Raw genomic sequence first — 24521 nt, 5'->3', positions numbered from 1 at the left:
CCGCCCGGGCCGTTGCCCGGCCCGCCGTCCCAGACCGCGACCAACTCGTCCGCCAGCGCCAGCAGTTCGACGTTGGCGGCGACGTAGGCGGCGTCGTCGAGCACGGCCGCGGGCAGCACCAGCACCCGGGCGGCGGCGGCCCGCAGGCGGGCGAAGTCGGACCCGGCCCCCGGGCCGGGGTAGGACGGGCCCGGCAGCACGGCGACCAGGCGGGCGCCGCGGGCCAGGACGGCGTCCGCGAACAGCCTGTCGGCGCCCGGCGCGAGGCATGACACGCCCGTCAACTCCCCGGTCGGGTACGGCGCGAGGAGGGCGTCGAGGGCGGCGCGCACCGCGCGGGCGGTGGCCGGGGTGAGGTCCATGTGCCCGGTCACGGCGATCACGGGCATGGCGGTGCTCCCTCGTGCGGTGGATCGTGCTGCGCCGGATCCTGCCAGGAGGGGCCTTGCCGGGTGGACGAGTTGACTGTCAATTCGCCGAAAGGGGCCCGGTGGGGGCGCAGTTGAGGACTGTGACGATCGGGGGCGCACCACCTGCTGGACAGCCGCGCCCCGCCCGGCCGACAATCGCGCCATGAGCGCTCAGGAGTTCGGCACCGGACTGGCCCGCCCCTCGCAGGGCGAGCGGGACAGCGCGCTGGAGGTCCTGCGGGACGGCGTCGGCAGCGGCCGGCTCTCCCACGACACCTTCATCCGCCGGATGGAGCTGGTGCTCACCGCCCGCAGCCGCGCCGAACTCGCCGAGGTGGTCGCCGACCTGCGCACCTACGGCCCGGTCTCCCGACTGCTGCTGCGCAGCGTCGCCAAGGTCTCCGCGCTGAACGTCCGGCTGCGGCAGACCTGGCAGGCCGAGCAGCTCACCCGCCTGCAGCTGCCCGCCCCGGCCGTCGGCCGGCTGCTGATCGGCCGGATGATCGGCTCCGGCCTGCGCCTCGGCGACGCGACCGTCTCCCGTCGGCACGCCGAACTGCGCTTCGAGGGCGGCGACTGGGTGCTCTACGACCTCGGCTCCAGCAACGGCACCTACGTCAACGACCGCCGCCTGGCCGGCAGCACCGTCGTCCGCCCCGGCGACCGCCTGCGCTTCGGCAGGCTGGCCTTCCAACTCAGCGCGGACTGACCGCCGGGACGGTCCGACCGCCCCGGACGGGCGTGATCGAAATCAATTTTCTTTAGCTTTGGTAATGACGTAGGCTAAGGACATGCCCGAGATGTCCGAGGACGACCTGGTGGCGGTCAGCCAGCTGCGGTCGTCCGCGATGCGCCTGGCCCGACGGTTGCGACACCAGAGGGTCGAGGAGTCGCTGAGCCCCACCGAGATGGGAGTGCTCGGCACGCTTGCCCGTTGCGGCAAGGCGACGCCCGGCGAGCTGGCGCGCAAGGAGCACGTCCAGCCGCCCTCCATGACCAGGATCATCGCGATGCTGGAGGAGAAGGGCCTGGTACGGCGCGAGCCGCACCCGGAGGACCGCCGACAGGTGGTGGTCAGCAGCACCGAACAGGCCGAGCAGATCCTCAACGAGTCCCGCCGGCGGCGCAACGCCTGGCTGGCGGAGCTCGCCGAGGGCCTCGACGAGGACGAGTGGGAGCGGCTGAGAGCCGCCGCGCCCGTGCTCTACAAACTGGCCCACCTGTAGGCCGACCGGCCACCGTCTCAGGGCGAACGAAGGAGAACCGCATCACCGCAGCACCCACCAGCGCCACACACCGCGCCGCGGCCGTCGAAACGGTCGCGGCGCGTCGAGGGGAGACCACTGTGACACCGCCGGCCGCCCGCGCCGCCGCGATCCGCACCGCGACCATCCGCACCGACTTCCGCACCGACCCCCGACGCATCACCGCCCGTCCCACCGGGCAGCGCACCGACGAGCCGTTCGCCGACGAGACGGCTTCCGCCGAACCCGCGCCCACCGGCGCACCCACCGCGCAGAGCAAGGCGCCCGCCCCCGCGGGCCTGCCGGGCAGCGGCGACGACGACCCCGAGGAACGCACCGCGGCGGAGACCCCCGCCGCTTCGCCGGGCCGGTTCACCCGCCCGGGAGGGATGTTCTCGTCCCTGCGCATCCGCAACTACCGGTACTACTTCGCCGGTCAGGTCGTCTCGAACACCGGCACCTGGATGCAGCGCATCGCCCAGGACTGGCTGGTCCTCAGCCTCACCGGCAGCCCCTTCGCGGTCGGCATCACCACCGCCATGCAGTTCCTGCCCATGCTGCTGCTCGGCCTGTGGGGCGGCGTCCTCGCCGACCGGCTGCCCAAGCGCCGCCTGCTGATCGCCACCCAGGGCGCGATGGGCCTGCTCGCCGCCGGCCTCGCCCTGCTCACCGTCACCGGCGCCGTCACGGCCGGGGTGGTCTACCTGTTCGCGCTGCTGCTCGGCCTGGTCACGGTCGTCGACAACCCGACCCGGCAGGCCTTCGTCAGCGAGATGGTCCCCGCCAAGGACCTCGCCAACGCGGTCAGTCTGAACGCCGCCAACTTCCAGACCGCCCGACTGGTCGGCCCCGCCGTGGCCGGCGCGCTGATCGCCGCGGTCGGCAGCGGCTGGGCGTTCGCGGTCAACGCACTGTCCTTCGCCGCGGTCATCGGCGGCCTGCTCGCCATGCGCAGCAGCGAACTGCGCCCCGTCGAGCGGATCGCCCGCGAACGCGGACAGCTCCGCGAGGGCCTGCGCTACGTCCGGGAACGGCCCGAACTGCTCTGGCCGATGGTGCTGGCCGGCTTCATCGGCACCTTCGGGTTCAACTTTCCGACCCTGCTCGCCGGCTTCGCGCACGACACCTTCCACGTCGGCGCGGGCGCGTACGGCCTGCTCAACACCGCCATGGCGGTCGGCTCGCTCACCGGCGCGCTGCTCGCAGCACGGCGCGGCGCACCCCGGCTGCGCCGCCTGGTCCTTGCGGCGCTGGCCTTCGGCGCGCTGGAGATCATGGCCGCGTTCGCACCCGGCTACTGGACGTTCGCGCTGCTGCTGACCCTGATCGGCGTCTTCGGCCTGACCTTCAACACCTCGGTCAACTCGGCGCTCCAGCTCGGCACCGACCCCGAGATGCGCGGCCGCGTCATGGGCCTGCTGGTCCTGGTCTTCACCGGCGGTACCCCGATCGGCGCCCCGCTGGTCGGCTGGATCACCGCCCAGTACGGCCCCCGCCTCGGCCTGCTCGCCTGCGGCCTGGTCTCCGCCGCGGCCGCCGGCGTGGTCGCCCTGGTCCTCGGCCGGATCGGCGGCCTGCGCCTCCGGCTCGACCTGCACCCGGTGCGGGCCCGCGGCCGGGTGTTCTCGGTGGTGCAGAAGGACGACCTGGCGACCGCCTGCTAATCCTGCGGGACGCGCTGCTCCAGCACCTGGCCCGGCCACGGGCCGGCCGGCTGGTCGACGGTGAACGTGGCGGACCGGGTGAACCCCAGCCGCTCGTACTGCTCGACCAGCCGGCCGTCGCCGCCCGCGTAGCAGTCCACCCGCAGCAGCTCGATGCCGCGGGCCCGGGCCTCCCGCAGGGCGTCCGCGATCAGCGCCGAACCGATGCCGGACCCGCTGTGCGCCCGGTCGGTGACCAGCCAGCGCACGTACAGCTCCCGCTCCGGCGCCGGCGGGGCGTACGACGGAGCCTCCTCCGACAGCACGCACACCCCCAGCGCGTCGCCCCCGCCGGCCGCCCGCTCGGCGACCCGGACCAACTGCTCGCGACACGCCTGCTCGGCCCGCGCCACCGACTCCGGACGCTGCGACCACGGCACCGACCCCCACTGGCCGGTACGGCCCTGCGCGGTCAGCCAGGCGACCGCGCCGTCGATGAGTGCGAGCAGGGCGGGAGCGGAGTCGGGACCTCCGGTGCGGATACGCATGGCCCCTGTTCTATCCGGTGGCGGCCGTCGGACGGTAGGGCAGGATGGCGGAATGAGGCTCTTCGTCGCCGTGAACCCGCCCACCCGCGCCATCGAGGAACTCGCTGCCGCGACGGCTTCGCTGCGAGAACTTCCCGGAGCGGACCGCCTGCGCTGGAGCGAGACGGCGGGGTGGCACCTCACCCTGGCCTTCCTGGGCGACGTACCCGCGGACGAAGTCCCGCAGCTCTCCGAGAAGCTGGCGACCGTCGCGGCCGACCACCCGAGACTCCGCCTGCGGCTGGCCGGCGGCGGGACGTTCGGCGACCGCGTCCTCTGGTGCGGCGTGAAGGGCGGGACCTCCCCCCTGCGCCGCCTCGCCGACGCCGTCCGCGACGCACTCGACATCACGGACGACCACCCCTTCCACCCCCACCTGACCCTGGCCCGCGCCCGCTACGGGGCGAGCGCGATGCGGGAAATGGCCGACGCGATGAACCACTTCCGGGGGACGGAGTGGGAGGCTGGACGGATCCACCTGATGCGCAGCGAGACGGGGTTCGGCCCGGCCCTTTACACCGTGGTCGAGAGCTGGCGGATGGGAGAACAGGGGCGCGGAGGTGGCAAACCGGGGGCGCGTGGGGGTACCTCCCGGCCCGCTAGGGCTGGGGGAGAACTGCGCGAAGGGGAACGCATCCCGCCGCAAGATCGCGACGCAGGACAATGACCTGCACGTGATCGCGACCTTGCGGACAGGCCTTGCGCTTGTCGCGTAGTTCCCCGTGCCCACCTGATGTCACCCCAGGTCGGGTGCCTCGCGGAGCTCGACGCGGGACGGCGCCGCCTGCCCGAGTTCCAGCAGGGTGAGCGTGTTGGCGCCCTCGCGGAGGAGCGGCTGCGGGCAGTAGAGGGTGACCTGGGGGCCCCGGCGGTCGTAGCGGCCGAGGAGGAAGTCGTTGACCCACAGGTAGCCGTGGTCGCCGTCGGGGACGGCGAGGAAGGTGTCGCCGGTGGCGTCCAGGTGGAGGGTGCCGCGGGCGAGGAGCTCAGGGCCGGGGTCGCCCGCCGCGTAGGCGGTGGTGGGGGGCAGCGGGTCGAGGGCGAGCGGCTGCGCGTGCCAGCCGTGCAGGTACTGGCGTTCGTGGCGGACGCCGGTGATGCCCTTGGTCTCGCCGACCAGCGGGCCGTAGTTGACCCGGCCGAGCGATTCGACGAGCAGGGTGACCTGGTCGCCGCCGGTCGCGGTGACGCTCTCCGCGGCGACGCCGCGTTCGAGCGAGGCGGCGTGCTTGCCGGCCACCTTGAGGGCGGCCCGGTCGCGCAGGCCTTCGACGGTGAGCGGCTGGGCGTCGCTGATGGCGGGCACGGTCGTGGTGTAGCGGACCAGGCCCTGCTCCAGCCCGAGTTCCTCGAACAGCGGCGGCACGGGGGAGGCGACGGCGTCCCCGAACGGCAGCTCGGCGATCTCGGTGAGCGCGACGTCACGTCCGCCCAGGACGGGAGCCGCAGCGGGCAGTTCGGCGACCCGGTCGTCCAAGTAGTGCACCAGCGAGGGGTTCTCGGCCGCGAAGTCGGCGATGACCTGCCGGAACGCGTCGAACTTGGCGCTGGGCAGGCCGCGTTCGTCGAGGGCGGCGTCGTAGTCGTAGGAGGTGGTGGTCGGCTGGTACGGGGAGTGCGTCCAGTCGGTGGAGTTGAACGGCGCGTCCTCGTGGTTGGCGCCGGCGGTGGTGCCGAAGTTGGTGCCGCCGTGGGCCATGTACAGGTTGACGGAGCCGCCGGCGGCGAGGATGCGGCGGAGGGAGTCGGCGGCGTCGGCGGTGTCCCGGGTGTGGTGGGGCTTGGCCCAGTGGTCGAACCAGCCGTTCCAGAACTCCATGCAGAACGGCGGGTCCTGGGGGCGGTGGCGGCGCAGCGTCTCGAACGCGGTCTCCGGGTCGGAGCCGAAGTTGACGGTGGCCAGGATGCCGGGGACGGTGCCGCCGCCGAGCATGTGGTCCTCGGGGCCGTCGGAGGTGAACAGCGGGACGGTGACGCCGCGCTCGCGCAGGCCGCGGGCCAGGTGGTCGAGGTAGACCCGGTCGCTGCCGAAGGAGCCGTACTCGTTCTCGACCTGGACCATCAGCACGGTGCCGCCGGGCCGTCCCCACTGGCGGTCGACGACCTGCGGCAGCAGGACGTCGAAGAAGGCGTCGACGGCGGCCAGGTACTCGGGGTCGCTGGTGCGGGCCCGGCGGCCGACCTTGGCGGTCAGCCAGCCGGGCAGGCCGCCGTTGTCCCACTCGGCGCAGATGTACGGGCCGGGCCGGACGATCGTCCACAGGCCCTGGCGGTGCGCCTCGTCGAGGAACGCGCCCAGTTCGTCGAGGCGCTCGAAGCGGCCGGGGGAGGGCTCGTGCAGGTTCCACGGCACGTACGTCTCGACGGTGTTCAGCCCCATCGCGCGCAGCGCGGCGAGGCGGGCGGGCCACTGCTCGGGGCGGGTGCGGAAGTAGTGCATCGCGCCGGAGAGGATGCGCAGCGGGCGGCCGTCGAGGCGGAAGCCGGTCGAGTCGTAGGTGAGCATGCCCCCAGCCTGCAAGAAGGCACCGGCCCGGACCATGGACAAAGCGGGACGGCGTGTTGGACTTGTCCGCGAAGGAACCCGAGGACGGAGGACGATGGAGCGCTGGTGGCACTACCTGACGCCCGGGCCGGCGCAGCTGGGCACCGGCCTGGCGTGCCTGGGGGTGGGCCTGCAGCGCGGACGGCTCCCGGTGGTCGGGCCGCGGGTGCTGGACCACTGGGTGGCGGTGGTGGTCGGCTCGGGGCGCGGCTGGTACGCGTTGCCGGGCGGCCGACGGCTGCCGGTGGCGGCGCCCGCGGTGCTGTGGCTGCGGCCGGGGGTGCCGCACCACTACGGGCCGGACGGGGACGGCTGGGCGGAGTCCTTCGTGGACTTCACCGGCGCGGGCACCGCCGGGTACGCCGAGCTGGGGCTGCTGCCGGAGGCCGAGGTGGTGCCGCTGGACTCCGCGGAGGCCGCGCAGCGGGTGATCGCCCGGATCGCCGCGGTCTGCCGCCGGGGCGGGCCGACGGCGGGGGCGGAGGCGTCCGCGGCGGTCCACGAGCTGCTGGTGGAGCTGCACCGGCACCGGGCCGACCTGGGCCCGGAGGGCGCGCCGGTGATGGAGGTGCTGCGCCGGGACGCCTGCCTGCCGCTGTCGGTGGCCGAGCACGCCCGGCGGGTCGGCATGGGCGTGGAGGAACTGCGTCGCGCGGTGCGCGCCCAGGGCGCGACCAGCCCGAAGGAGTACCTGCTCACCGCCCGCCTGAACGAGGCCAAGCACCTGCTGGCGGCCAGCGAACTGCCGGTCTCCGCGGTGGCCCGCCGGGTCGGCTACCAGGACCCGGCGTACTTCACCCGGCTGTTCACCCGCCGGGTCGGCGTCGCCCCGACGGTCTTCCGGCAGCGCGAGTACCGGGGCGATGCCCTGCCCGCCGGACAGGGGCCGGGGCAGGGGTAGGCCGGGCGACCGACTAGTCTCGAAGCGTGGACCCGAAGACCCGTATGCGGATCGTGACCGGCGCGTTCGTCCTGCTGCTCGCCGTGGTGATCATCAGCGCCCTCGTGCAGAAGTAGGCCCCGCCCGGTTCGCGGGCGGCCGATCCGTAGGGTGGGGCGCGACGCGGGCCCGACCGTGGGGCCCGCCGCGACGCAGTGGGCGGACTTCCATGGAGTACACCCGGCTCGGCCGCAGTGGGCTGAGGGTGTCCCGGCTGGTGCTCGGCACGATGAACTTCGGCACCGAGACCTCCGAGCAGGACAGCCACGCGATCATGGCGCGGGCGCACGAGCACGGCATCGACTTCTTCGACACCGCGAACGTCTACGGCACCCGGCCGGGGGAGACCTCGACCGAGGAGATCATCGGCCGCTGGTTCGCCGGCTCGCCGGAGCGCCGCGAGCGGACGGTGCCGGCCACCAAGGCGTACATCCCGACCGGCGGCCGCCCGAACGAGGGCGGGCTGAGCGCGCTGCACATCCGGCGGGCCTGCGAGGACTCGCTGCGCCGGCTCGGCACCGACCGCATCGACCTGTACCAGATGCACCACATCGACCGGCACACGCCGTGGGACGAGATCTGGGAGGCGTTCGGCGTCCTGCGGCAGCAGGGCAAGGTGCTGTACTTCGGCTCGTCGAACTTCGCCGGCCGGCACCTCGCGCAGGCCCAGGAGGCGGCCCGCGAGCGGCACTTCCTCGGGCTGGTCGCCGAGCAGTCCCGGTACAACCTGATGACCCGCTGGGCGGAGCTGGAGGTGCTGCCCGCCGCCCGGCACTACGGCATCGGCGTGATCCCGTGGGGCCCGCTGAACAGCGGACTGCTCGGCGGGGTGCTGCGCAAGCGGCGCGAGGGGACGGCGGCGCGCTGCGGCAGCGGGCACTCGGCGGCGGCACTGGCCGAGCACGGCGCGACCATCGAGGCGTACGAGAAGCTGTGCGTCGCGGCCGGGGCCGACCCGGCGCACGTGGGCCTGGCCTGGCTGCTCGCCCAGGAGGGCGTCACCGGCCCGATCATCGGACCGCGTACGGCGGCCCAACTGGACGGCTCCCTGCCCGCCCTCGACCTGGAGCTGGACGCGGCACTGCTGGCCGAGCTGGACCGGCTGTTCCCGCCGCCCGGCCCGAACGGCGGCGGCCCCGCGCCGGAGGCCTACGCCTGGTAGGCGGCGCGTCAGGCCCGGTCGGGTCACCGGCCGCTTCCTCGGCCGGTTCGGCCCGAACGCGGCATGAGCGAAGGCCCCGGTCCGCGGACCGGGGCCTTCGAGGGGCGACGGGGGCGTCAGTCGTTCAGGTGCTCGACCACGTAGTCGATCGCGCCGGTGAGCTTCTCGACGTCCGCCGGGTCGATCGCCGGGAACATCGCGATGCGCAGCTGGTTGCGGCCGAGCTTGCGGTACGGCTCGGTGTCCACGATGCCGTTGGCACGCAGTGCCTTGGCGACCGCGGCGGCGTCCACCGACTCGTCGAAGTCGATGGTGCCGACGACCTGCGAGCGCTCCTCCGGCTTGGCGACGAAGGGCTGCGCGTACGAGGACTTCTCGGCCCACGCGTACAGGATCGAGGAGGACTCGGCGGTGCGGGACACCGCCCAGTCCAGGCCGCCCTGGCCGTTCATCCACTCCAGCTGGTCGGCCAGCAGGAAGAGGGTGGAGATGGCCGGGGTGTTGTACGTCTGGTCCTTCGAGGAGTTGTCGATCGCGGTCGGCAGGTCGAAGAACGGCGGGATGTACCGGCCGGAGCCGGCGATCTCCGCGGCGCGCTCCAGCGCGGCCGGGGAGAAGGTGGCCAGCCACAGGCCGCCCTCGGAGGCGAAGGACTTCTGCGGGGCGAAGTAGTAGACGTCCGTCTCGCGGATGTCGACGGGCAGGCCGCCGGCGCCGGAGGTGGCGTCGACCAGCACCAGCGAGCCGGCGTCCGCGCCCTCGGGGCGGCGGATCGGCATCGCCACACCGGTGGAGGTCTCGTTGTGGGTGAGCGCGTAGACGTCCACCCCCGCCTCGGCGACCGGCAGCGGGTGGGTGCCCGGCTCGGTCTTGATGACGGTCGGTTCGGCCAGCCACGGGGCGGCCTTCACGGAGGAGGCGAACTTGGAGGAGAACTCACCGAAGTTCAGGTGCTGCGACTTCTCGCGCACCAGCCCGAACGCGGCGATGTCCCAGAACGCGGTGGAGCCGCCGTTGCCGAGCACCACCTGGTAGCCCTCGGGCAGCGAGAACAGCTCGGCGACGCCCTCACGGACGCGCTTGACGACGTTCTTGACCGGGGCCTGACGGTGGGAGGTGCCCAGCAGGGAGGATCCGGTGGCGGCGAGGGCACTCAGGGCCTCGGGGCGCACCTTGGAGGGGCCGCAGCCGAAGCGGCCGTCGTTGGGCAGATTGTCGGCGGGGATCTGAATCTGAGCCACGCCCGCAGCCTATCGCTCCGAATTGCCCGGCTGTAAGCCCGTCCGGCCGCTGAGACGTGATCTTCCCGGCACCGGACAGCACTCACCGGGGCGCGCGCTTGCCCTGGTCAGAGGCGGTGCGCGCGCCCGGTGGGGGCGTCAAGGATGCTGACGGTTCGTCAGTTGTTCATTCGATCGGGTGTCAGCGGCCGATCTGGTCCCAGCCCTCGATCTCCTGCGGCTTGCGGGCGCCGGGGCCGATGTAGCGGGCGGCCGGGCGGACCAGTCGGCCGGTGCGCTTCTGCTCCAGGATGTGCGCCGACCAGCCGGCGGTGCGGGCGCAGGTGAACATCGAGGTGAACATGTGCGCGGGGACCTCGGCGAAGTCCAGCATGATGGCGGCCCAGAACTCGACGTTGGTGGCCAGCACGCGGTCGGGGCGGCGGTTGTGCAGCTCCTCCAGCGCGGCCTTCTCCAGCGCCTCGGCGATCTCGTAGCGCGGCGCGCCGAGCTCCTTGGCCGTGCGGCGCAGCACGCGGGCGCGCGGGTCCTCGGCGCGGTAGACGCGGTGGCCGAAGCCCATCAGGCGCTCGCCCTTGTCGAGGGCCTTCTTCACGTAGCCGGCCGCGTCGCCGGTGCGCTCGATCTCCTCGATCATGCCGAGCACCCGGGACGGGGCGCCGCCGTGCAGCGGGCCGGACATCGCGCCGACCGCGCCGGACAGCGCGGCGGCGACGTCGGCGCCGGTGGAGGCGATCACCCGGGCGGTGAAGGTGGAGGCGTTCATGCCGTGCTCGGCGGCGGACGTCCAGTAGGCGTCGACGGCCTTGACGTGCTTCGGGTCCGGCTCGCCGCGCCAGCGGATCATGAACCGCTCGACGATGGTCCCGGCCTTGTCGATCTCGCGCTGCGGGACCATCGGCAGGCCCTGGCCGCGAGCGGACTGGGCGACGTAGGACAGCGCCATCACGGCGGCCCGGGCGAGGTCGTCGCGGGCCTGCTCGGCGGAGATGTCCAGCAGCGGCTTGAGGCCCCACACCGGGGCGAGCATGGCGAGCGCGGACTGCACGTCGACCCGGATGTCGCCGGAGTGGACCGGGATCGGGAACGGCTCGGCGGCGGGCAGGCCGGGAGCGAACCGGCCGTCGACCAGCAGACCCCAGACGTGGCCGAAGGAGACCTGACCGACCAGGTCCTCGATGTCCACCCCGCGGTAGCGCAGCGCGCCGCCCTCGCGGTCGGGTTCGGCGATCTCGCTCTCGAAGGCGACGACACCTTCAAGGCCGGGTACGAAGTCCGACATGTAGAACGGCTCCTTCAGTGATCCGACGCGGCGTGCGGCCGTGGTGGGACGGCACGCCGGTGACCGATGGTGGTTGGCACTCGGTGTCAGAGTGGCAGGCACGGAGTGCATTGCGCCATACACCACGACGGTGATGTTTCCCCCATGGGCCGCTCGAACCCCTGTCGACTCCGGCATCGTCGGCGGATCTTCCGGGGCGCTCCGGTGGAAACCGGACGATTCCCCGGGCAGGGGGTCGGGTTGCGGTGGCGGGCCACCCTATCGCCGGGTGTTTGCGCGGACGCAGCGGCGCTCGGCGCTTGTCGTACGGGATGATGTTGGCGTGCCTACCGCGGAACGCCACAGTCACCCCAGCGCCCTGTCCACGCCGGCCGAGGAGCGGCCGGTGCCGGACCTGACCGTGATGCGCCGGCATTACCAGCACGAGGGCCTGGCCGAGGACCAGTTGGCCGGAGACCCGTTCCGGCAGTTCGCCCGGTGGTTCCACGAGGCCGTCGAGGCGGGCGTGGTCGAGCCCAACGCGATGGTGGTCTCCACCGCCGACGCCGAGGGCCTGCCGTCCTCGCGCACCGTGCTGCTCAAGGGCTACGACCCGCGGGGCTTCGTGTTCTTCACCAACTACGGCTCCCGCAAGGGCACCGACCTGGCCGCCAACCCGAACGCCTCGCTGCTGTTCCCGTGGATCGGTCTGGCCCGCCAGGTGGTGATCGGCGGCCGGGTGGAGAAGGTCGGCCGGGACGAGACCGCCGCCTACTTCCGCACCCGCCCGCACGGCTCCCAGCTCGGCGCGTGGGCCAGCGAGCAGTCCAGCCCGGTGGCCGACCGCGCGGTGCTGGAGCAGCGCTACGCGGACCTGGCCGCCCGCTACCCGGAGGGCGAAGGGGTGCCGGTGCCGCCGTTCTGGGGCGGCTACCGGGTCGTCCCGCGCACCGTCGAGTTCTGGCAGGGCCGGGAGAACCGGCTGCACGACCGGCTGCGCTTCGTCGCCGAGGGCGACGGGTGGCGGGTGGAGCGGCTCTGCCCCTGACGGAATGTCAAGTTCGTTGCCCGGTACGTCAACCAGCTGGAGCAACCTGCCCCTCCGACGGGCTAAAAAGTTGGTGGTTTGGACCACTGAAACCTGGGTACCGGCGCTAAGGTCAAGTCGGGTGAAATTCTCGGCACAGGACGCCGAGGCCTGTCTCGCGCCGACAGGCGCAGAAACGAGTCATCATGGTCGCCGCCACCAAGCCCGCCGACAGCGCGCGCGTCGAGGAGTCCGCTCCTTCTCTGGCAGCTCTGGCCTCCCTCGGTACCGAAGAGCTCGTCGCCGAGCTCTCGCGAGCCCTCCCGGGCGGTGAGTCCGGCCTGGTGGCCGTCGCCGCCTTCAACTCCTCCATCTGACCGGACGACCGAGCGCATTCGACGCGACGTCACCTCCGATTCCCGTGCCGCGCCCACTGGTGCCGTTCTCGCAGTTCGTGATCAAGATGCACGCCCGGTGCGATCTTGCCTGCGACCACTGCTACGTGTACGAACACGCCGACACCAGTTGGCGCGGCAAGGCCCGCGCCAGTGGCGAGGCGGTGCTCGCCCGCACCGCCGAACGGATCGCCGAACATGCCCTCGCCCACCGGCTCCCCGCCGTCCACGTGGTGCTGCACGGCGGCGAACCGCTGCTCGCCGGGCCCGCCCTGCTCGGCCGCGCCGCCGAACTGCTGCGCGCCGCCCTGCCCGCCGACTGCGCCCTCGACCTGCGCATCCACACCAACGGCGTGCTGCTCTCCCCGCGCTTCCTCGACCTGTTCGCCGCCCACGGCATCAAGGTCGGCATCTCGCTGGACGGCGACAAGGCCGCCAACGACCGGCACCGCCGGTTCGCCGACGGCCGCAGCAGCCACGCCAAGGTGCTCGCCGCCGTCGAGCTGCTGCGCCGACCCGCCTACCGGCACCTGTACGCCGGGCTGCTGTGCACCATCGACGTGGAGAACGACCCCGTCGCGGTGCTGGACGCGCTGGTCGCCCTGGAACCGCCCCGGGTGGACTTCCTGCTCCCGCACGCCACCTGGGAGCAGCCGCCGAAACGGCCCGCAGGCCTCGGCGGAACCCCGTACGCCGACTGGCTGCTGGCGGTCTACCGCCGCTGGGAGGAACTCGGCCGGCCGGTCCCGGTGCGGACCTTCGACTCGGTGCACCGCACGCTGCGCGGCCGCTCCAGCCTCACCGAGTCGCTCGGCCTCGACCCCGCCGACCTGGTGGTGGTGGAGACCGATGGCTCCTTCGAGCAGGCCGACAGCCTGAAGACGGCCTACGACGGGGCCCCGGAGACCGGGTTCACGGTGTTCGAGCACACCCTCGACCAGGTCGCCGAGCACCCCGGCATGGTCGAGCGACAGTCCGGGCTGGCCGGGCTCGCCGAGCAGTGCCGCGGCTGCCCCGTGGTCCGCTCGTGCGGCGGCGGCCTGTACGCCCACCGCTACCGGGGCGACGGCTCCGGCTTCCGCAATCCCTCCGTCTACTGCGGTGACCTGATGCGACTGATCACCACCATCCGCGACCGGATGGCCCCCGCCCCCGTCGTCCCCGCCCAGGACGCGCCCGGCACCGCGCTGACCGACCGTCAGCTCGACGAGCTCGCCGCCGGGTACGGCGGCGCCGACACCGTCCGCACCCTGGCCCGGGCCCAACTGGGCCTCACCCGAAGGCTGGTGGCGGCCGTGGGGGCCGCCTCCCCGGCCTGGGGGCTGGTCACTTCGCTGGACGCCGACGACGCCCCCGCGCTGGAGGCGGTGCTCGCCCACCCGTACACCCGGGCCTGGGCGGTGCGCTGCCTGCAGGGCGAGGGCGGCGGGGACCTCGGCGGGATGGCCGAGGTGGCGGCCGCCGCCGCGGTGCGCGCCCGGCGGGCCTTCGAGCTGCCGGTGCCGGTGCGCGGCGGCGCCGTCCACCTGCCCACTCTCGGGCGGGTGCTGGTCGGCGGCGCGGGCGAGACCGTGCTGACCGGCGACGCCGACGGCTTCACCGTCGGCGGCCGCCGGATCGGCCCGGACACTCCCGCCGACGCGCACTGGCAGCCGGTGCGACGCACCGCCCTGGCCGGCGGCTGGACGCCCGCGCTGGAGGACACCGACCCGCAGCGGGACAGCCACCAGTGGCCGGTCGAGGAGCGGCTCGCGGACGCCGAGTACCTGGCCTGGGCCGGGGCGCTGCGCGAGGCCTGGGAGCTGATCGGCCGCGACCTGCCCGGCTACGCGCCCGGCATCCGGGCCGGCCTGTCCACCCTCACCCCGCTGCGGCGCGGCCCGGCCGGCCGCGACGTGTCCGCCGCCGCCCGGCAGGCCTTCGGCGCGGTCGGCATCGCCCGGCCCGCCACCGCGCCCACTCTCGCGCTGCTGATCGCGCACGAGTTCCAGCACGTCAAGCTGGGCGCGGTGCTGGACTTCCACGACCTGTACGACCGCGCCGACCCGCGCCTGTTCCACGCCCCGTGGCGGCCCGACCCGCGTCCGCTGGAGGGCCTGTTCCAGGGCACCTACGCGCACCTCGCGGTGACCGAGTTCTGGGCCACCCGGGTCCGCGCCTACGACGGGCTGCGCAACGGCCCCGCCCAGCACGCCCGGGTCCAGTTGGCGACCTGGCGGGCCCACACCGTCGCCTCGATCGTCACCCTCGCCGACTCCGGCGCCCTCACCCCCCTCGGCACCCGTTTCACCGACGGGATGCGCACCGCCGTCGAGCCCTGGCTCACCGTCCCGGTCGGCGCGGCCGCCGAGACCGCGGCCCGTGAGTCGGCGGCCGAGAACCTCGCCCAGTGGCAGGCCCGCGCGGCCGCCGTCGGCGGCAACTGACCGGCAGGTGGCCCGAATTCGCCCCTGACGTCGGGAGACCGGCGGGACGCCGGGTAGGGATCCGGTGTGTTCGGCCGCCCGGTCGGGGGTCGGCGGCTCCGACCCGTGGCTGTGGGAGGCCTCATGTACTCCGTTGCGGAGCTCGTCACGCACCTCGACAAGATCGGCGTCCGACCCGGGGAGACGCTGCTGGTCCAGGCCTCGCTGCGGGCGATCGGCCCGGTCGCGGAGGGCGCATCCGGGGTGGTACGGGCGCTCCGGGAGGCGCTCGGGGCGGACGGCACGCTGGTCGTGTACACCGCTACACCCGAGAATTCCCGCACCTCCTCCTACTATCGGGCCGCGATCGCCGGCCTCACCCCCGCCGAGCTGCGGAAATACCATGCCGCCATGCCCGCCTGGGACGCCGCCGCCACCCCCGCCTCACCCACCATGGGGCGCCTCGCCGAGGAGGTCCGGCTGCTGCCCGGGGCGCTGCGCAGCCGCCACCCGCAGACCTCCTTCACCGCGATCGGTCCGCAGGCCCGGCAGGTGACGGAGCGCCACCTGCTGCGCAGCCACCTCGGCGAGGAGTCGCCCGCCGGGCGGCTCTACCGGAGCGGTGCGCGGTGCCTGATGATCGGTGTCCCGGTGTGGTGCTGCACCCCGCTCCACCTGCTGGAGTACTGGCAGCCGGACCGGCAGGCGCAGCAGTACCGGTGCGTGGTGCGCACCCCGGGCGGTGCGCGGCGCTGGCGGAGCTTCACCGGCGTCCGGCTGCAGGACGAGCACTTCCCGGCGATGGGCGAGGTGCTGGCCGGCGGGCTCGGCGACGCGCTGGAGTCCGGGCCGCTCGGCGACGCGCACTGCTACCTGATGCAGATCCGCGAAGCGGTCGATCTGGCGGACAAGTGGTTCAGGAGCGGGCAGAGTTGACGGAGCATCGGATCAAGGCCCTATTCCATTCCGGCGGCAGCCGTTCCTACACTTGAGTCCCTTTCGGGAACAGGTGACAGGCGGGCTCGGGGGAGGCGCGTGTGAACAGCCCAGCGGTCCGGGGGAAGGAAGCGCCGAGGCCGTACTTCTTCCTCAGCTACGCCCACACCCCGAGAGTGAACTCCCGGGGTGCGGCGGACCCGAACCTCTGGGTGGCGAAGCTCTACCAGGACCTGTGCGAGGCGATACTCCAGATCACCGACCTGCCCGCCGGGCATCCGATCGGGTTCATGGACCGCTCCATGCACCAGGGCCAGAAGTGGGCCGAGCGGCTGTCGAGGGAGCTCGCGAGCTGTCGGGTGTTCGTTCCGCTGTACTCGCCGCGGTACTTCAAGTCGGAGGCGTGCGGCCGGGAGTGGCACCTGTTCACCCGGCGCTCGGTCTACCAGCGGCGCCCCACGGCCGAGCGGATGACCGGCATAGTGCCGGCGCTGTGGGTGCCGATGGACCACTACCCGCTGCCCCGGGTGGCCGGTGAACTGCAGTTCAACCACGACAGTTTCGGCGACGACTACGCGGCCGAGGGCCTGTACGCGCTGATGAAGATCACCACGTTCAGCTCGCAGTACCACACGGCGGTGTGGCGGCTCGCCCAGCGGATCGTCGATGTCGCCGAACAGACCGTCATCCCGGCCGGACAGGTCTTCGACTTCGAGTCCCAGCCGTCCGCGTTCGACCCGCCGGACGTCGCCGACAAGGTGCGGATCTCGGTGTTCTCCTACAGCCAGCCGGAACTGCCGCCGCAGCGCAGCGGCGCCTGGTACGGCGAGCAGCGCACCGACTGGCAGCCGTTCCGGCCGGACTCCAGCCGGCCGCTCGCCCAGGACGCCGCCGACGTCGCCCGGAACATGGGATTCCAGCCCACCGTACGGGAGTTCGAGGAGGAGGCGGAGCACCTGCTGACCGGCGAACGCCCGTCCGCGCCGTGCGTACTGCTGGTCGACCGGTGGGCGTTCCTGGACGCGCGGCGGGTCGAGGCGGTGCGCCGGCTCGACCGGCGCAACCTCGGCTCGGTGGCCATCATCGAACCCTGGAACCGTGAGGACCAGCAGAGCCGCGACCACGAACGGATGCTCAACGAGCTCGGCGACAGCGTGCTCGCCGTCAGCCGCGGCGCCCTGCAGAAACCCAGCCTGCGCGACGACGCCGCGGCCGGCGCCCCCGGCAGCCTGGAGGAGTTCCGCGGCGAGATGGAACGCGCCGTCATGCGGGCCTGCACGGCCCACGAACAGCACCACCGCGACCGCCCCGACGACGGGCCCACGGACCGCAGACCCAGCATCGGACCCTAGACCCGCGCCCCGGGAACGGGAGCGGGCGGACAGCAGGACGCCGGACGGTCGGGACTCCGTCCGGCGGCACGGCGTGCGGGAACACGACGGGCACCAAGGGCCCGGGGGAGGGAACGTCATGACCGAGAGGCCGGCGAAGGGCCCGCAGATCCAGGCGCGCCGTCGCGACACCACCGTGGAGAACCGCCACGGACGGATCGTCACCTTCTACTCGTACAAGGGCGGCACCGGCCGCACCATGGCGCTGGCCAACACCGCCTGGATCATGGCCGCCAACGGCTACCGGGTGCTGGTCGTCGACTGGGACCTGGAGGCCCCCGGCCTGAGCCAGTTCTTCCGGCCGTTCCTCAACCCCGAGATCGTCGGCGCGACCACCGGCATCATGGACCTGTTCGCCGACTACCTCGAAGAGGCCCGCCGCCCGGTCGACCGCGACCCCGACTGGATCGAGGACTTCGCCCGGATCCACCCGCACGCGCTCTCCCTCGCCTGGCCGCACTTCCCCGGCGGCGGCCGCATCGACCTCGTCCCCGCCGGCCAGCAGAACCGCGACTACTCCGTCGCCCGCCTCGACTGGGACCTGCTCTACGAGCGCTACCAGGGCCGCCGCTTCATCCAGTCGCTGCGCGCCGACATGAAGCGCCGCTACGACTACGTGCTGATCGACAGCCGCACCGGGCTCACCGACACCGCCGACATCTGTACCGTCGAGATGCCCGACGACCTGGTGGTCTGCTTCACCCTCAGCGACCAGTCCATCGACGGCGCCTCCCGGATCGCCCGGGTCATCGAGGACCGCTACGGCGACCGCGACATCCGCATCCTGCCCGTCCCGATGCGCATCGACGAGGGCGAGAAGGAGAAGGCCGACGCCGGCCGGGCGCTCGCCCGGATCAAGTTCGGCGGCCTGCCCGCCGGCTTCGGCGAACCCGACCTGGCCCGCTACTGGGCCGGTGTGGAGATCCCCTACCGGCCGTTCTACGCGTACGAGGAGATCCTCGCGCCGTTCGGCGACCAGCCCGGCCTGCCCGGCTCCATGCTCGCCGCCAACGAACGCCTCACCCGGGAGATCACCCAGGGCCGGGTCGCCGGACTCCCGCCGATGCCCGAGGACCTGAGACTGCGTCACCTCGACGGCTTCGCCCGCCGCCGTCCCACCGCCCCCGCCGACCTGTACCTCAGCTACGTGCCCGAGGACCGCGCCTGGGCGGACTGGATCTCCGCGCTGCTCGCCGACGCCGGCTACCGCGTCGTGCCGCGCGACCTCGGGGCCGGCGCCAACCCGCGCGAGGCCACCGGCCGCGGCATCGACTCCGCGTACCGGACCGTCGCCCTGCTGTCCGCCGCCTACCTGCAGTCCCCGCAGGCCCAGGCGCTGTGGGACCGCACCGTGCTCGCCGACCCGGCCGGCGCCCGCCGCCAGCTCATCCCCGTCCGGGTCTCCGACGTGCGCCTCAACGCGCCCTACAACAGCCGCAACCCGGTCGACCTGATCGGCCGCGACGAACAGGCCGCCGCCACCGTCCTGCTGCGCGCCCTCGGCCGCACCGAGACCGAACTGCCCGACCGCACCCCCGGCGCGCCGCGCTTCCCCGGCACCAAGCCCACCTACTGGGAAGTCCCGCAGCGCAACCACTCGTTCACCGGCCGGGTCAAGGTCCTCGACGACCTGCGCGCCCAACTCGCCGGCGGCACCACCGCCGTGCTGCCGCCGCCGCAGACCCTGTACGGCCTCGGCGGCGTCGGCAAGACCCAGGTCGCGCTGGAGTACGCGCACCGCTACATGTCGCACTACGACCTGGTGTGGTGGATCGACGCGGAGCAGAGCGAGAACGTCGCGGTCGGCCTCGCCGAACTCGCCGGACGGCTCGGCCTGCGGGTCGGCGAGAACGTCAACGAGGCCGCCCAGTCCGCCCGCGACGCGCTCCGCCAGGGCCTGCCCACGCCCAACTGGCTGCTGATCTTCGACAACGCCGACGAGCCCGGCGAGATCCGCCGGTTCTTCCCCGACGGCCCCGGCCACATCCTGGTCACCTCCCGCAACCAGGGCTGGTCCGGGCAGGCCGGCGTGCTCAACGTCGACGTCTTCGACCGCACCGAGTCCGTCGACCACCTCACCCGCCGGGTCCGCGGCCTGGTCCGCGCCGACGCCGACCGGGTCGCCGACGCCGTCGGCGACCTGCCGCTCGCCGTCGAGGTCGCCGCCGCCTGGCTGGAGACCACCCGCACCCCCGTCGACACCTACGTCAGCCAGCTCAAGGCCGAGGCCACCAAGGTGCTCGCCGCCGGCGAGACCCCCGTCGACTACCCCACCCCCGTCGGCCTCACCTGGAACGTCTCCATCACCCGGCTCCGCGAACAGTCCCCCGCCGCCGTCCGGCTGCTGGAACTCTGCGCGTTCTTCGCCCCCGAGCCGATCTCGCTCAAGCAGTTCTTCTTCTCCGAGCAGATGCGCCTCGCGCTCTACCCCTACGACGAGGAACTCACCGACACCTTCCTGCTCGGCAAGGTGCTGCGCGCCGTCAGCCGCTACGCCCTCGCCAAGACCGACGCCGGCTCCGACTCCTTCCAGGTCCACCGGCTGGTCCAGGCCGTCGTCCGCAGCGGCATGAGCGACAGCGAGCGCAACACCGCCATGCACCAGGTGCACCGCATCCTGGTCAACGCCCGCCCGTCCCGCGGCGACACCGACGACCCCGCCAACTGGCCCACCCTGGAAGCCATCTGGCCGCACCTCACGCCCTCCCGGGCCCAGGACTGCGACGAGAAGGACGTCCGCGAGATGCTCATCGACCGCGTCCGCTACCTGTGGAAGCGCGTCGACCTCGACCAGGCCCTGCAACTCGGCCGCCAGCTCGACGCCAGCTGGACCGGCCGGGCCGAAGCCGAGACCGACCCCGGCGAGCAGCGCCTGTGGCGGCGCCAGATCTACAGCCTGCGCTTCCAGGTCGCCAACGTGCTGCGCTCCCAGGGCTTCTACAACGACTCCCTGGCGCTCAACCAGGAGACCCTGGACGGTCAGCGCGAACTCCTCGGCGACCACCACCCGTACGCCCTGATGACCGCCAACTCGATGGCCGCCGACCTGCGCTACCTCAACCGCTTCCAGGAAGCCCTCACCCTGGACCAGGACACCTTCAACCAGTTCATCGAACTCTTCGGCGAGGACGACCCGCGCACCCTGTCGGTCGCCAACAACCTCGCCATCGACCACCGCCTGGTCGGCAACAGCGTCGCCGCCCGCGACCTCGACCAGGACACCGTCGAACGCCGCTCCGCCGTCCTCGGCGCCCGCCACCCCTACACCCTCAGCTCCAAGTCCAACCTGGCCCGCGACCTGCGCGAAATGGGCGACTACAAGGGCTCCGCGGAACTGCTCCGCGAAGTCACCGAGACCTTCGCCGCGGTCGACGCCTCCGGCCTGCCCGAGGAACTGCGCAACGCGAAGTCGCTCGCCGTCTCGCTGCGCCGCGCCGGACAGTACGCCGAGGCCCGCGAACTCACCGAACGCACCTACGAACGCTACGTCGACCTGTACGGCCCCGAGTTCCCCGACGCACTGGCCTGCCGGCTCAACCTCGCCGCGGACTTCAGCGCCGCCGGCGACAAGGAGACCGCCCGCGACATCGCCACCGACGCCTACGAGGGCCACCGGCGGCTGCTCGGCGACGAACACCCCTTCACCTTCGCCTGCGAGAACAACCTCGGCATCTACCTGCGCGGCTCCGGCGACACCGACGGCGCCGTCCAGCACGGCCGCTCGGCCGTCGACGGACTCACCCGGGTCCTCGGCGCCGACCATCCCTTCACCCTCAACGCCGTCATCAACCTCGCCAACGCGCTCGCCGAGAACCGGCAGCTCGACGAGGCCGAGACGCTCGGCCGCAGCGCGTACGACGGCCTCGCCGCGAGGTACGGGGCCACCCACCCCGACACCCTGGTCTGCCAGGCCAACCTCGCCGTCACCCTCCGCGCGGCCGGCCGCCGCAGCGAGGCGGAGAGCCTGCGGATGCAGGCGGTGGCCGCACTCGTCGAACTCTTCGGCGAGGAGCACCCGTCGGTCGTCGCGGCCCGCAGCTGGCAGCGCAGCAACCGGGATCTGGAGCCGCAGCCGCTCTAGGCTGCGCAAGCCGAGGGGCGCGAAAACAGGGGCGCTGGGGGTACCCCCAGCGCTCCCGGTTTCGCACCCTCACAGTTCCCCGCGCCCCTGTCAGTGCATCTCTGTTCAGCTGCTCGCGGCCCAGCGGATCGCGTCCGTCATCTCCTTCAGGGACCCGAAGTGCGCGGCGCCGGGCTCCAGGTAGAGCTGGGCGGCGGGGATGTGGTCGGCGAGCCAGGCGGAGTGGCCGACGGGGGAGAACTTGTCGTCCGCGCCGTGCCAGATGCGGACCGGGATGCGGATGGCGTCGACGGCGAAGCCCCAGTCGGCGATGAAGGCGAGGACGTCGTCGATCCAGCCGTCGGCGCCGTAGCGGAAGGCCTGGCGGTAGGTGGACTGGAGCATCCGGCGGATGCCGATGTCGGCGACCACGGTGCGGTCCGGCGGGGTGAGTTCGGGGACCAGGTTGCGGATGAGCTGGGCGGGGTCGCGGCGGATCACCTGGGAGCGGACCTGGAACGGGCCGGCGATCCGGGGTTGGCCCAACTCGGCCTGGCGGAAGGCGCGTTCGTTGGAGGGGGTCATGCCGGCGAACCAGTCCAGGCCGTCCGCGTCGCGCGGGGCGAGGCAGACCTGGGTGGCGGCCCGGACCACCCGGTCGGGGAGCAGCGCGGCGCAGGCGAGCGCGTGCGGGCCGCCGCCGGAGCGGCCGACCACGGCGAAGCGGTCGAGGCCGAGGGCGTCGGCGATGGTGGCGACGTCGTCGGCGGCGTTGCGGACCCGGCGGCCGGGCAGCCGGGTGGAGTCGCCGTAGCCGGGGCGGTCGAAGGAGATCAGCCGGACCCGCATCCGGGCCAGGACGGCGCTGCGCGGGGCGGGGCCGACCCGGCTGCCGGGGGTGCCGTGGAGCAGGAACACCGGCCTGCCGGAGGGGTCTCCGGACGTCTCCACCGCGAGGACGCCCCCGTCCGGTGTGTCGATCCTTCGGGTGGCCACGCGGTGCCTCCAGGTCAGCTGGGAATGTCCAGGCTGCGCACCTCGCGGCGCGCCTGCCAGGTGGTGTGCTCCCGGGAGATGGCGTCCTCGGCGTCCCGGGCGAGTCGCGCCCAGTTCTCCTCGGCGTCCGGGGCGGACAGGTCGACGGCCGCCAACTGGGCTTCGACCTTGGAGAGTTCGGCGGCAGCGAGGGTGTAGGCGGCGGCCTGCGGGCGGTACTGGCGGAGCTGGGCCCAGGCCGAGATGGAGGCGGCGACGGCGGAGATCGCGCCGAGCGCGTCGAAGCTGAACTGGCCGAGTGCGCGCAGTACGGCGAGCAGCAGGCCGGCGGCGGGCAGCACGATGGCGAGCCGGCCGACCCGGCGGGTGGCGTTGCGGCACTGGATGGCCTTGGCCTGGTACCACTCGCGCTGGCTGTGCACCCGCTCGCGCAGGTAGATCTCGCGGCGGACCGGCAGCGGCTGGTCGCGCAGCCGTTCCATGGTCTCGGTGATCTGCGGGTGCCGGGCCGGGGCGCGCCAGGTGCGGAGCTCCTCGGCGACTCCCGGGGTGACCCGGTCGGTGTCGAACTCGCCGAGGATGTTGGCGAGTTGGATGTCGTACAGGCGTTCGGCGTCGGGGAGTTTGCGGGGCGGCGGCTGGTAGGAGTCGGCGCGCACCGCGTACTTCCACACCAGGGTCTTGACGGACTCGGCGACCGCCCGGCCGTCGTACCAGAGCCGCTGCGGGTTCTGCCAGGCGACGGTGACGGCGATGAGCAGCGCGCCGAGGTAGGCGGCGGCGGCGAGCCAGGCCCACAGCGGGCCGTCGGCGGAGCCCGCGAAGGCCGCGCCGACCAGCAGCAGCAGCTCCCACCGGGACAGCGCCACCGCCCGGGCCTGGCCCTGCAGGGACGCGCCGTCGGCGGCCCAGAACAGCCGCGGCAGCAGGTCCTGCTCCCGTACGAAACCGATCGAACGCCCCGCTCCAGTTGCCATTCCCGCCCCCGCAGCGCCGTCTCACCGGTCTCGGGAGTCCTTCCCAGTGCCGGTCGAACTTACGCGACCGGCACCGGAGTTGGCCGAATGGGCGGGGTTGCGCCGGGGGCGCGGAGCGGTCGGCGGGCGGTCACCAGGCGTAGAAGATGCGGTCCGCGTTGTCGGCGATCACCTTGTTGTTCCACTCGGTGCCGCCGTCCACGTTGCCGGAGCGGAACAGCGGCGGGGTGATGCCGCGGTCGGCGAGCTTGGCGGTGGCGGACGCCATCACGGACTGCATCAGCGCGCTGGTCACGATGGTGGAGACCGGTCCGAACGGGGCGCCCGCGCCGGGGTGGTCCAGCTCGCCGTCGCCGGGGGCGATCTTGCTGTCCAGGACGACGTCGCAGTTGTCCTTGAGGTAGGTGCCGGACGGGTGGTTGGAGCTCACCGCGGCCGGATACGCCAGCGAGGTCACACCGATCACCTTCAGGCCGCGGTCGCGGGCGTGCCGGGCGAGTTCGACCGGCATCACCTGGCGGCCGGACAGCGAGATCAGGAACAGCAGGTCGCCGCTGCGCGCGGGCGTCAGGTCGAGGGTGGTGGTGGCCAGCCCCGAGACCCGCTCCAGCGCACTGCCCAGGTGTGCGGGCATCACGTTCACGCCGGTCATTCCGGGGACGTTGAGCAGGTTCATCACCACCAGGCCGCCGGCCCGGTAGACCACGTCCTGGGCGGCCAGTGAGGAGTGCCCGGCGCCGAACGCGAAGATCCGCCGGCCGTGCTCGACCGCGTCGGCCAGCAGCTCGGCCGCGGCGTCGATGTTCCCGACCTCCTCGGCGCGGAGCCGCTCCAGGTGGGCCACAGCGGCGTCCAGGTACCGGCCGACCAGTTCGGTCATCTCGTGCTCCGTCCGAGCGGGGGCGGTCCGGTGGCCCGGGCCGCGGTGGGGGAAGGCTACGGCGTGCACGGTGGCCCCTGCCGCGCCCGGCTGTCAACCGTCGCGCGGGGCGTCCGACGGCCCGCGGCGGCCCGGGCACAACGACGCAGCGCACCTGGTTGTCATCTCCGTACGTCAGAATTGGCGGTGAGGACACCGAAGAACGGAGCCAGGGGCGATGTCAGGGCTTATCGACACCACTGAGATGTACCTCCGCACCATCCTGGAGCTGGAGGAAGAAGGCATCACCCCGATGCGCGCCCGGATCGCCGAGCGGCTGGAGCAGTCCGGCCCGACAGTGAGCCAGACGGTGGGCCGGATGGAGCGCGACGGCCTGCTCCAGGTCGCCGAGGACCGGCACCTCGAACTCACCGAGGACGGC

General features: G+C 73.1%; 21 protein-coding genes. 13 read left to right on the top strand and 8 right to left on the bottom strand.

Annotated features, from left to right (window positions below):
• Positions 1-389: hypothetical protein (locus IEZ12_RS16995; RefSeq protein ID WP_229847610.1), on the bottom strand; the 389-nt coding region annotated here is incomplete at its 3' end.
• Positions 390-573: 184 nt separating this feature from the next.
• On the opposite strand from IEZ12_RS16995, the gene IEZ12_RS16990 reads away from it, so the two are divergent.
• The 3 genes from IEZ12_RS16990 to IEZ12_RS16980 all read left to right on the top strand — a co-directional run bounded on the left by IEZ12_RS16990 (position 574) and on the right by IEZ12_RS16980 (position 3318).
• On the top strand, positions 574-1119 hold the full coding sequence (locus IEZ12_RS16990) for an FHA domain-containing protein (protein ID WP_100587542.1): 546 nt from the start codon (positions 574-576) through the stop codon (positions 1117-1119).
• An 82-nt stretch (positions 1120-1201) separates the two neighbouring features.
• A complete protein-coding gene (locus tag IEZ12_RS16985) occupies positions 1202-1636 on the top strand; it encodes a MarR family winged helix-turn-helix transcriptional regulator (protein ID WP_043915634.1) in 435 nt (144 codons plus the stop codon).
• A gap of 119 nt (positions 1637-1755) precedes the next feature.
• Positions 1756-3318, top strand: a complete 1563-nt coding sequence (locus tag IEZ12_RS16980; protein WP_189272764.1) for an MFS transporter — start codon at positions 1756-1758, stop codon at positions 3316-3318.
• Here the strand turns inward: IEZ12_RS16980 and IEZ12_RS16975 are convergent.
• Positions 3315-3845, bottom strand: a complete 531-nt coding sequence (locus IEZ12_RS16975; protein WP_189272763.1) for a GNAT family N-acetyltransferase — start codon at positions 3843-3845, stop codon at positions 3315-3317. The two genes, IEZ12_RS16980 and IEZ12_RS16975, sit on opposite strands and share 4 nt — an antisense overlap.
• Positions 3846-3897: 52 nt before the next feature.
• Here IEZ12_RS16975 and thpR point away from each other — a divergent pair, with 52 nt between their 5' ends.
• A complete protein-coding gene (thpR, locus tag IEZ12_RS16970) occupies positions 3898-4551 on the top strand; it encodes an RNA 2',3'-cyclic phosphodiesterase (RefSeq protein ID WP_189272762.1) in 654 nt (217 codons plus the stop codon).
• Between the two features lie 69 nt (positions 4552-4620).
• On the opposite strand, the gene IEZ12_RS16965 is transcribed toward thpR, so the two are convergent.
• Positions 4621-6390, bottom strand: coding sequence for a glycoside hydrolase family 35 protein (locus IEZ12_RS16965; protein ID WP_189272761.1), 1770 nt, complete (start codon positions 6388-6390; stop codon positions 4621-4623).
• Between the two features lie 94 nt (positions 6391-6484).
• Here IEZ12_RS16965 and IEZ12_RS16960 point away from each other — a divergent pair, with 94 nt between their 5' ends.
• Both IEZ12_RS16960 and IEZ12_RS16955 read left to right on the top strand, forming a co-directional pair.
• Positions 6485-7330, top strand: a complete 846-nt coding sequence (locus IEZ12_RS16960; RefSeq protein ID WP_189272760.1) for an AraC family transcriptional regulator — start codon at positions 6485-6487, stop codon at positions 7328-7330.
• Positions 7331-7538: 208 nt separating this feature from the next.
• Positions 7539-8531 carry an aldo/keto reductase gene (locus IEZ12_RS16955; protein ID WP_189272759.1) on the top strand — a complete coding sequence of 331 codons (993 nt, stop codon included), beginning with the start codon at positions 7539-7541 and terminating at the stop codon, positions 8529-8531.
• A gap of 116 nt (positions 8532-8647) precedes the next feature.
• Here IEZ12_RS16955 and serC read toward each other — a convergent pair whose 3' ends face one another.
• Together serC and IEZ12_RS16945 are read right to left on the bottom strand one after the other, a co-directional pair.
• Positions 8648-9772 (bottom strand): phosphoserine transaminase, encoded by a 1125-nt coding sequence (gene serC / locus IEZ12_RS16950; RefSeq protein ID WP_189272758.1) that lies wholly within the window; start codon positions 9770-9772, stop codon positions 8648-8650.
• A 181-nt stretch (positions 9773-9953) separates the two neighbouring features.
• Positions 9954-11054: a citrate synthase 2 gene (locus tag IEZ12_RS16945; protein ID WP_189272757.1), complete on the bottom strand. Its 1101-nt coding sequence runs from the start codon at positions 11052-11054 to the stop codon at positions 9954-9956.
• A 403-nt stretch (positions 11055-11457) separates the two neighbouring features.
• Here IEZ12_RS16945 and pdxH point away from each other — a divergent pair, with 403 nt between their 5' ends.
• From pdxH to fxsT, 6 genes are all read left to right on the top strand, one after another.
• Positions 11458-12081 (top strand): pyridoxamine 5'-phosphate oxidase, encoded by a 624-nt coding sequence (gene pdxH, locus IEZ12_RS16940; protein ID WP_043916717.1) that lies wholly within the window; start codon positions 11458-11460, stop codon positions 12079-12081.
• Between the two features lie 185 nt (positions 12082-12266).
• A complete protein-coding gene (locus IEZ12_RS16935; protein WP_157815653.1) occupies positions 12267-12437 on the top strand; it encodes an FxSxx-COOH-like cyclophane-containing RiPP peptide in 171 nt (56 codons plus the stop codon).
• Between the two features lie 44 nt (positions 12438-12481).
• Positions 12482-14881, top strand: coding sequence for an FxsB family cyclophane-forming radical SAM/SPASM peptide maturase (locus IEZ12_RS16930; RefSeq protein ID WP_268250256.1), 2400 nt, complete (start codon positions 12482-12484; stop codon positions 14879-14881).
• 123 nt (positions 14882-15004) lie between these two features.
• Positions 15005-15796, top strand: coding sequence for an AAC(3) family N-acetyltransferase (locus IEZ12_RS16925; protein WP_189272756.1), 792 nt, complete (start codon positions 15005-15007; stop codon positions 15794-15796).
• 101 nt (positions 15797-15897) lie between these two features.
• Positions 15898-17148 carry a TIR-like protein FxsC gene (locus tag IEZ12_RS16920; RefSeq protein ID WP_157815652.1) on the top strand — a complete coding sequence of 417 codons (1251 nt, stop codon included), beginning with the start codon at positions 15898-15900 and terminating at the stop codon, positions 17146-17148.
• Positions 17149-17266: 118 nt separating this feature from the next.
• Positions 17267-21268 carry an FxSxx-COOH system tetratricopeptide repeat protein gene (fxsT, locus tag IEZ12_RS16915; protein ID WP_229847609.1) on the top strand — a complete coding sequence of 1334 codons (4002 nt, stop codon included), beginning with the start codon at positions 17267-17269 and terminating at the stop codon, positions 21266-21268.
• A gap of 105 nt (positions 21269-21373) precedes the next feature.
• On the opposite strand, the gene IEZ12_RS16910 is transcribed toward fxsT, so the two are convergent.
• The 3 genes from IEZ12_RS16910 to IEZ12_RS16900 all read right to left on the bottom strand — a co-directional run bounded on the left by IEZ12_RS16910 (position 21374) and on the right by IEZ12_RS16900 (position 24100).
• The gene (locus IEZ12_RS16910) at positions 21374-22243 is read right to left on the bottom strand and encodes an alpha/beta fold hydrolase (RefSeq protein WP_229847608.1); all 870 of its coding nucleotides are present in this window, start codon (positions 22241-22243) and stop codon (positions 21374-21376) included.
• A gap of 14 nt (positions 22244-22257) precedes the next feature.
• Entirely contained in the window at positions 22258-23220 is a 963-nt protein-coding gene (locus IEZ12_RS16905) for a DUF4231 domain-containing protein (RefSeq protein ID WP_189272755.1), read from the bottom strand.
• A 130-nt stretch (positions 23221-23350) separates the two neighbouring features.
• Complete coding sequence (locus IEZ12_RS16900; RefSeq protein WP_189272754.1) at positions 23351-24100, bottom strand: sugar isomerase domain-containing protein; 750 nt, start codon at positions 24098-24100, stop codon at positions 23351-23353.
• A gap of 217 nt (positions 24101-24317) precedes the next feature.
• Here IEZ12_RS16900 and IEZ12_RS38510 point away from each other — a divergent pair.
• Positions 24318-24521, top strand: a 204-nt coding sequence (locus IEZ12_RS38510; protein ID WP_373295486.1) for a metal-dependent transcriptional regulator, incomplete at its 3' end; no start/stop codon positions are given.

Origin of the sequence: Kitasatospora griseola, assembly GCF_014648555.1 — a bacterium.
Lineage (GTDB): Bacteria > Actinomycetota > Actinomycetes > Streptomycetales > Streptomycetaceae > Kitasatospora > Kitasatospora griseola.
Note: the sequence above shows the minus strand (reverse complement) of the source record. Positions and strands in the feature narration are given on the sequence as shown.

Coding starts and splice junctions, on each gene's coding strand:
- IEZ12_RS16990 (WP_100587542.1), top strand. CDS start 574: ATGAGCGCTCAGGAGTTCGGCACCGGACTGGCCCGCCCCTCGCAGGGC.
- IEZ12_RS16985 (WP_043915634.1), top strand. CDS start 1,202: ATGCCCGAGATGTCCGAGGACGACCTGGTGGCGGTCAGCCAGCTGCGG.
- IEZ12_RS16975 (WP_189272763.1), bottom strand. CDS start 3,845: ATGCGTATCCGCACCGGAGGTCCCGACTCCGCTCCCGCCCTGCTCGCA.
- thpR (WP_189272762.1), top strand. CDS start 3,898: ATGAGGCTCTTCGTCGCCGTGAACCCGCCCACCCGCGCCATCGAGGAA.
- IEZ12_RS16965 (WP_189272761.1), bottom strand. CDS start 6,390: ATGCTCACCTACGACTCGACCGGCTTCCGCCTCGACGGCCGCCCGCTG.
- IEZ12_RS16960 (WP_189272760.1), top strand. CDS start 6,485: ATGGAGCGCTGGTGGCACTACCTGACGCCCGGGCCGGCGCAGCTGGGC.
- IEZ12_RS16955 (WP_189272759.1), top strand. CDS start 7,539: ATGGAGTACACCCGGCTCGGCCGCAGTGGGCTGAGGGTGTCCCGGCTG.
- IEZ12_RS16945 (WP_189272757.1), bottom strand. CDS start 11,054: ATGTCGGACTTCGTACCCGGCCTTGAAGGTGTCGTCGCCTTCGAGAGC.
- pdxH (WP_043916717.1), top strand. CDS start 11,458: ATGCGCCGGCATTACCAGCACGAGGGCCTGGCCGAGGACCAGTTGGCC.
- IEZ12_RS16935 (WP_157815653.1), top strand. CDS start 12,267: ATGGTCGCCGCCACCAAGCCCGCCGACAGCGCGCGCGTCGAGGAGTCC.
- IEZ12_RS16925 (WP_189272756.1), top strand. CDS start 15,005: ATGTACTCCGTTGCGGAGCTCGTCACGCACCTCGACAAGATCGGCGTC.
- fxsT (WP_229847609.1), top strand. CDS start 17,267: ATGACCGAGAGGCCGGCGAAGGGCCCGCAGATCCAGGCGCGCCGTCGC.
- IEZ12_RS16905 (WP_189272755.1), bottom strand. CDS start 23,220: ATGGCAACTGGAGCGGGGCGTTCGATCGGTTTCGTACGGGAGCAGGAC.
- IEZ12_RS16900 (WP_189272754.1), bottom strand. CDS start 24,100: ATGACCGAACTGGTCGGCCGGTACCTGGACGCCGCTGTGGCCCACCTG.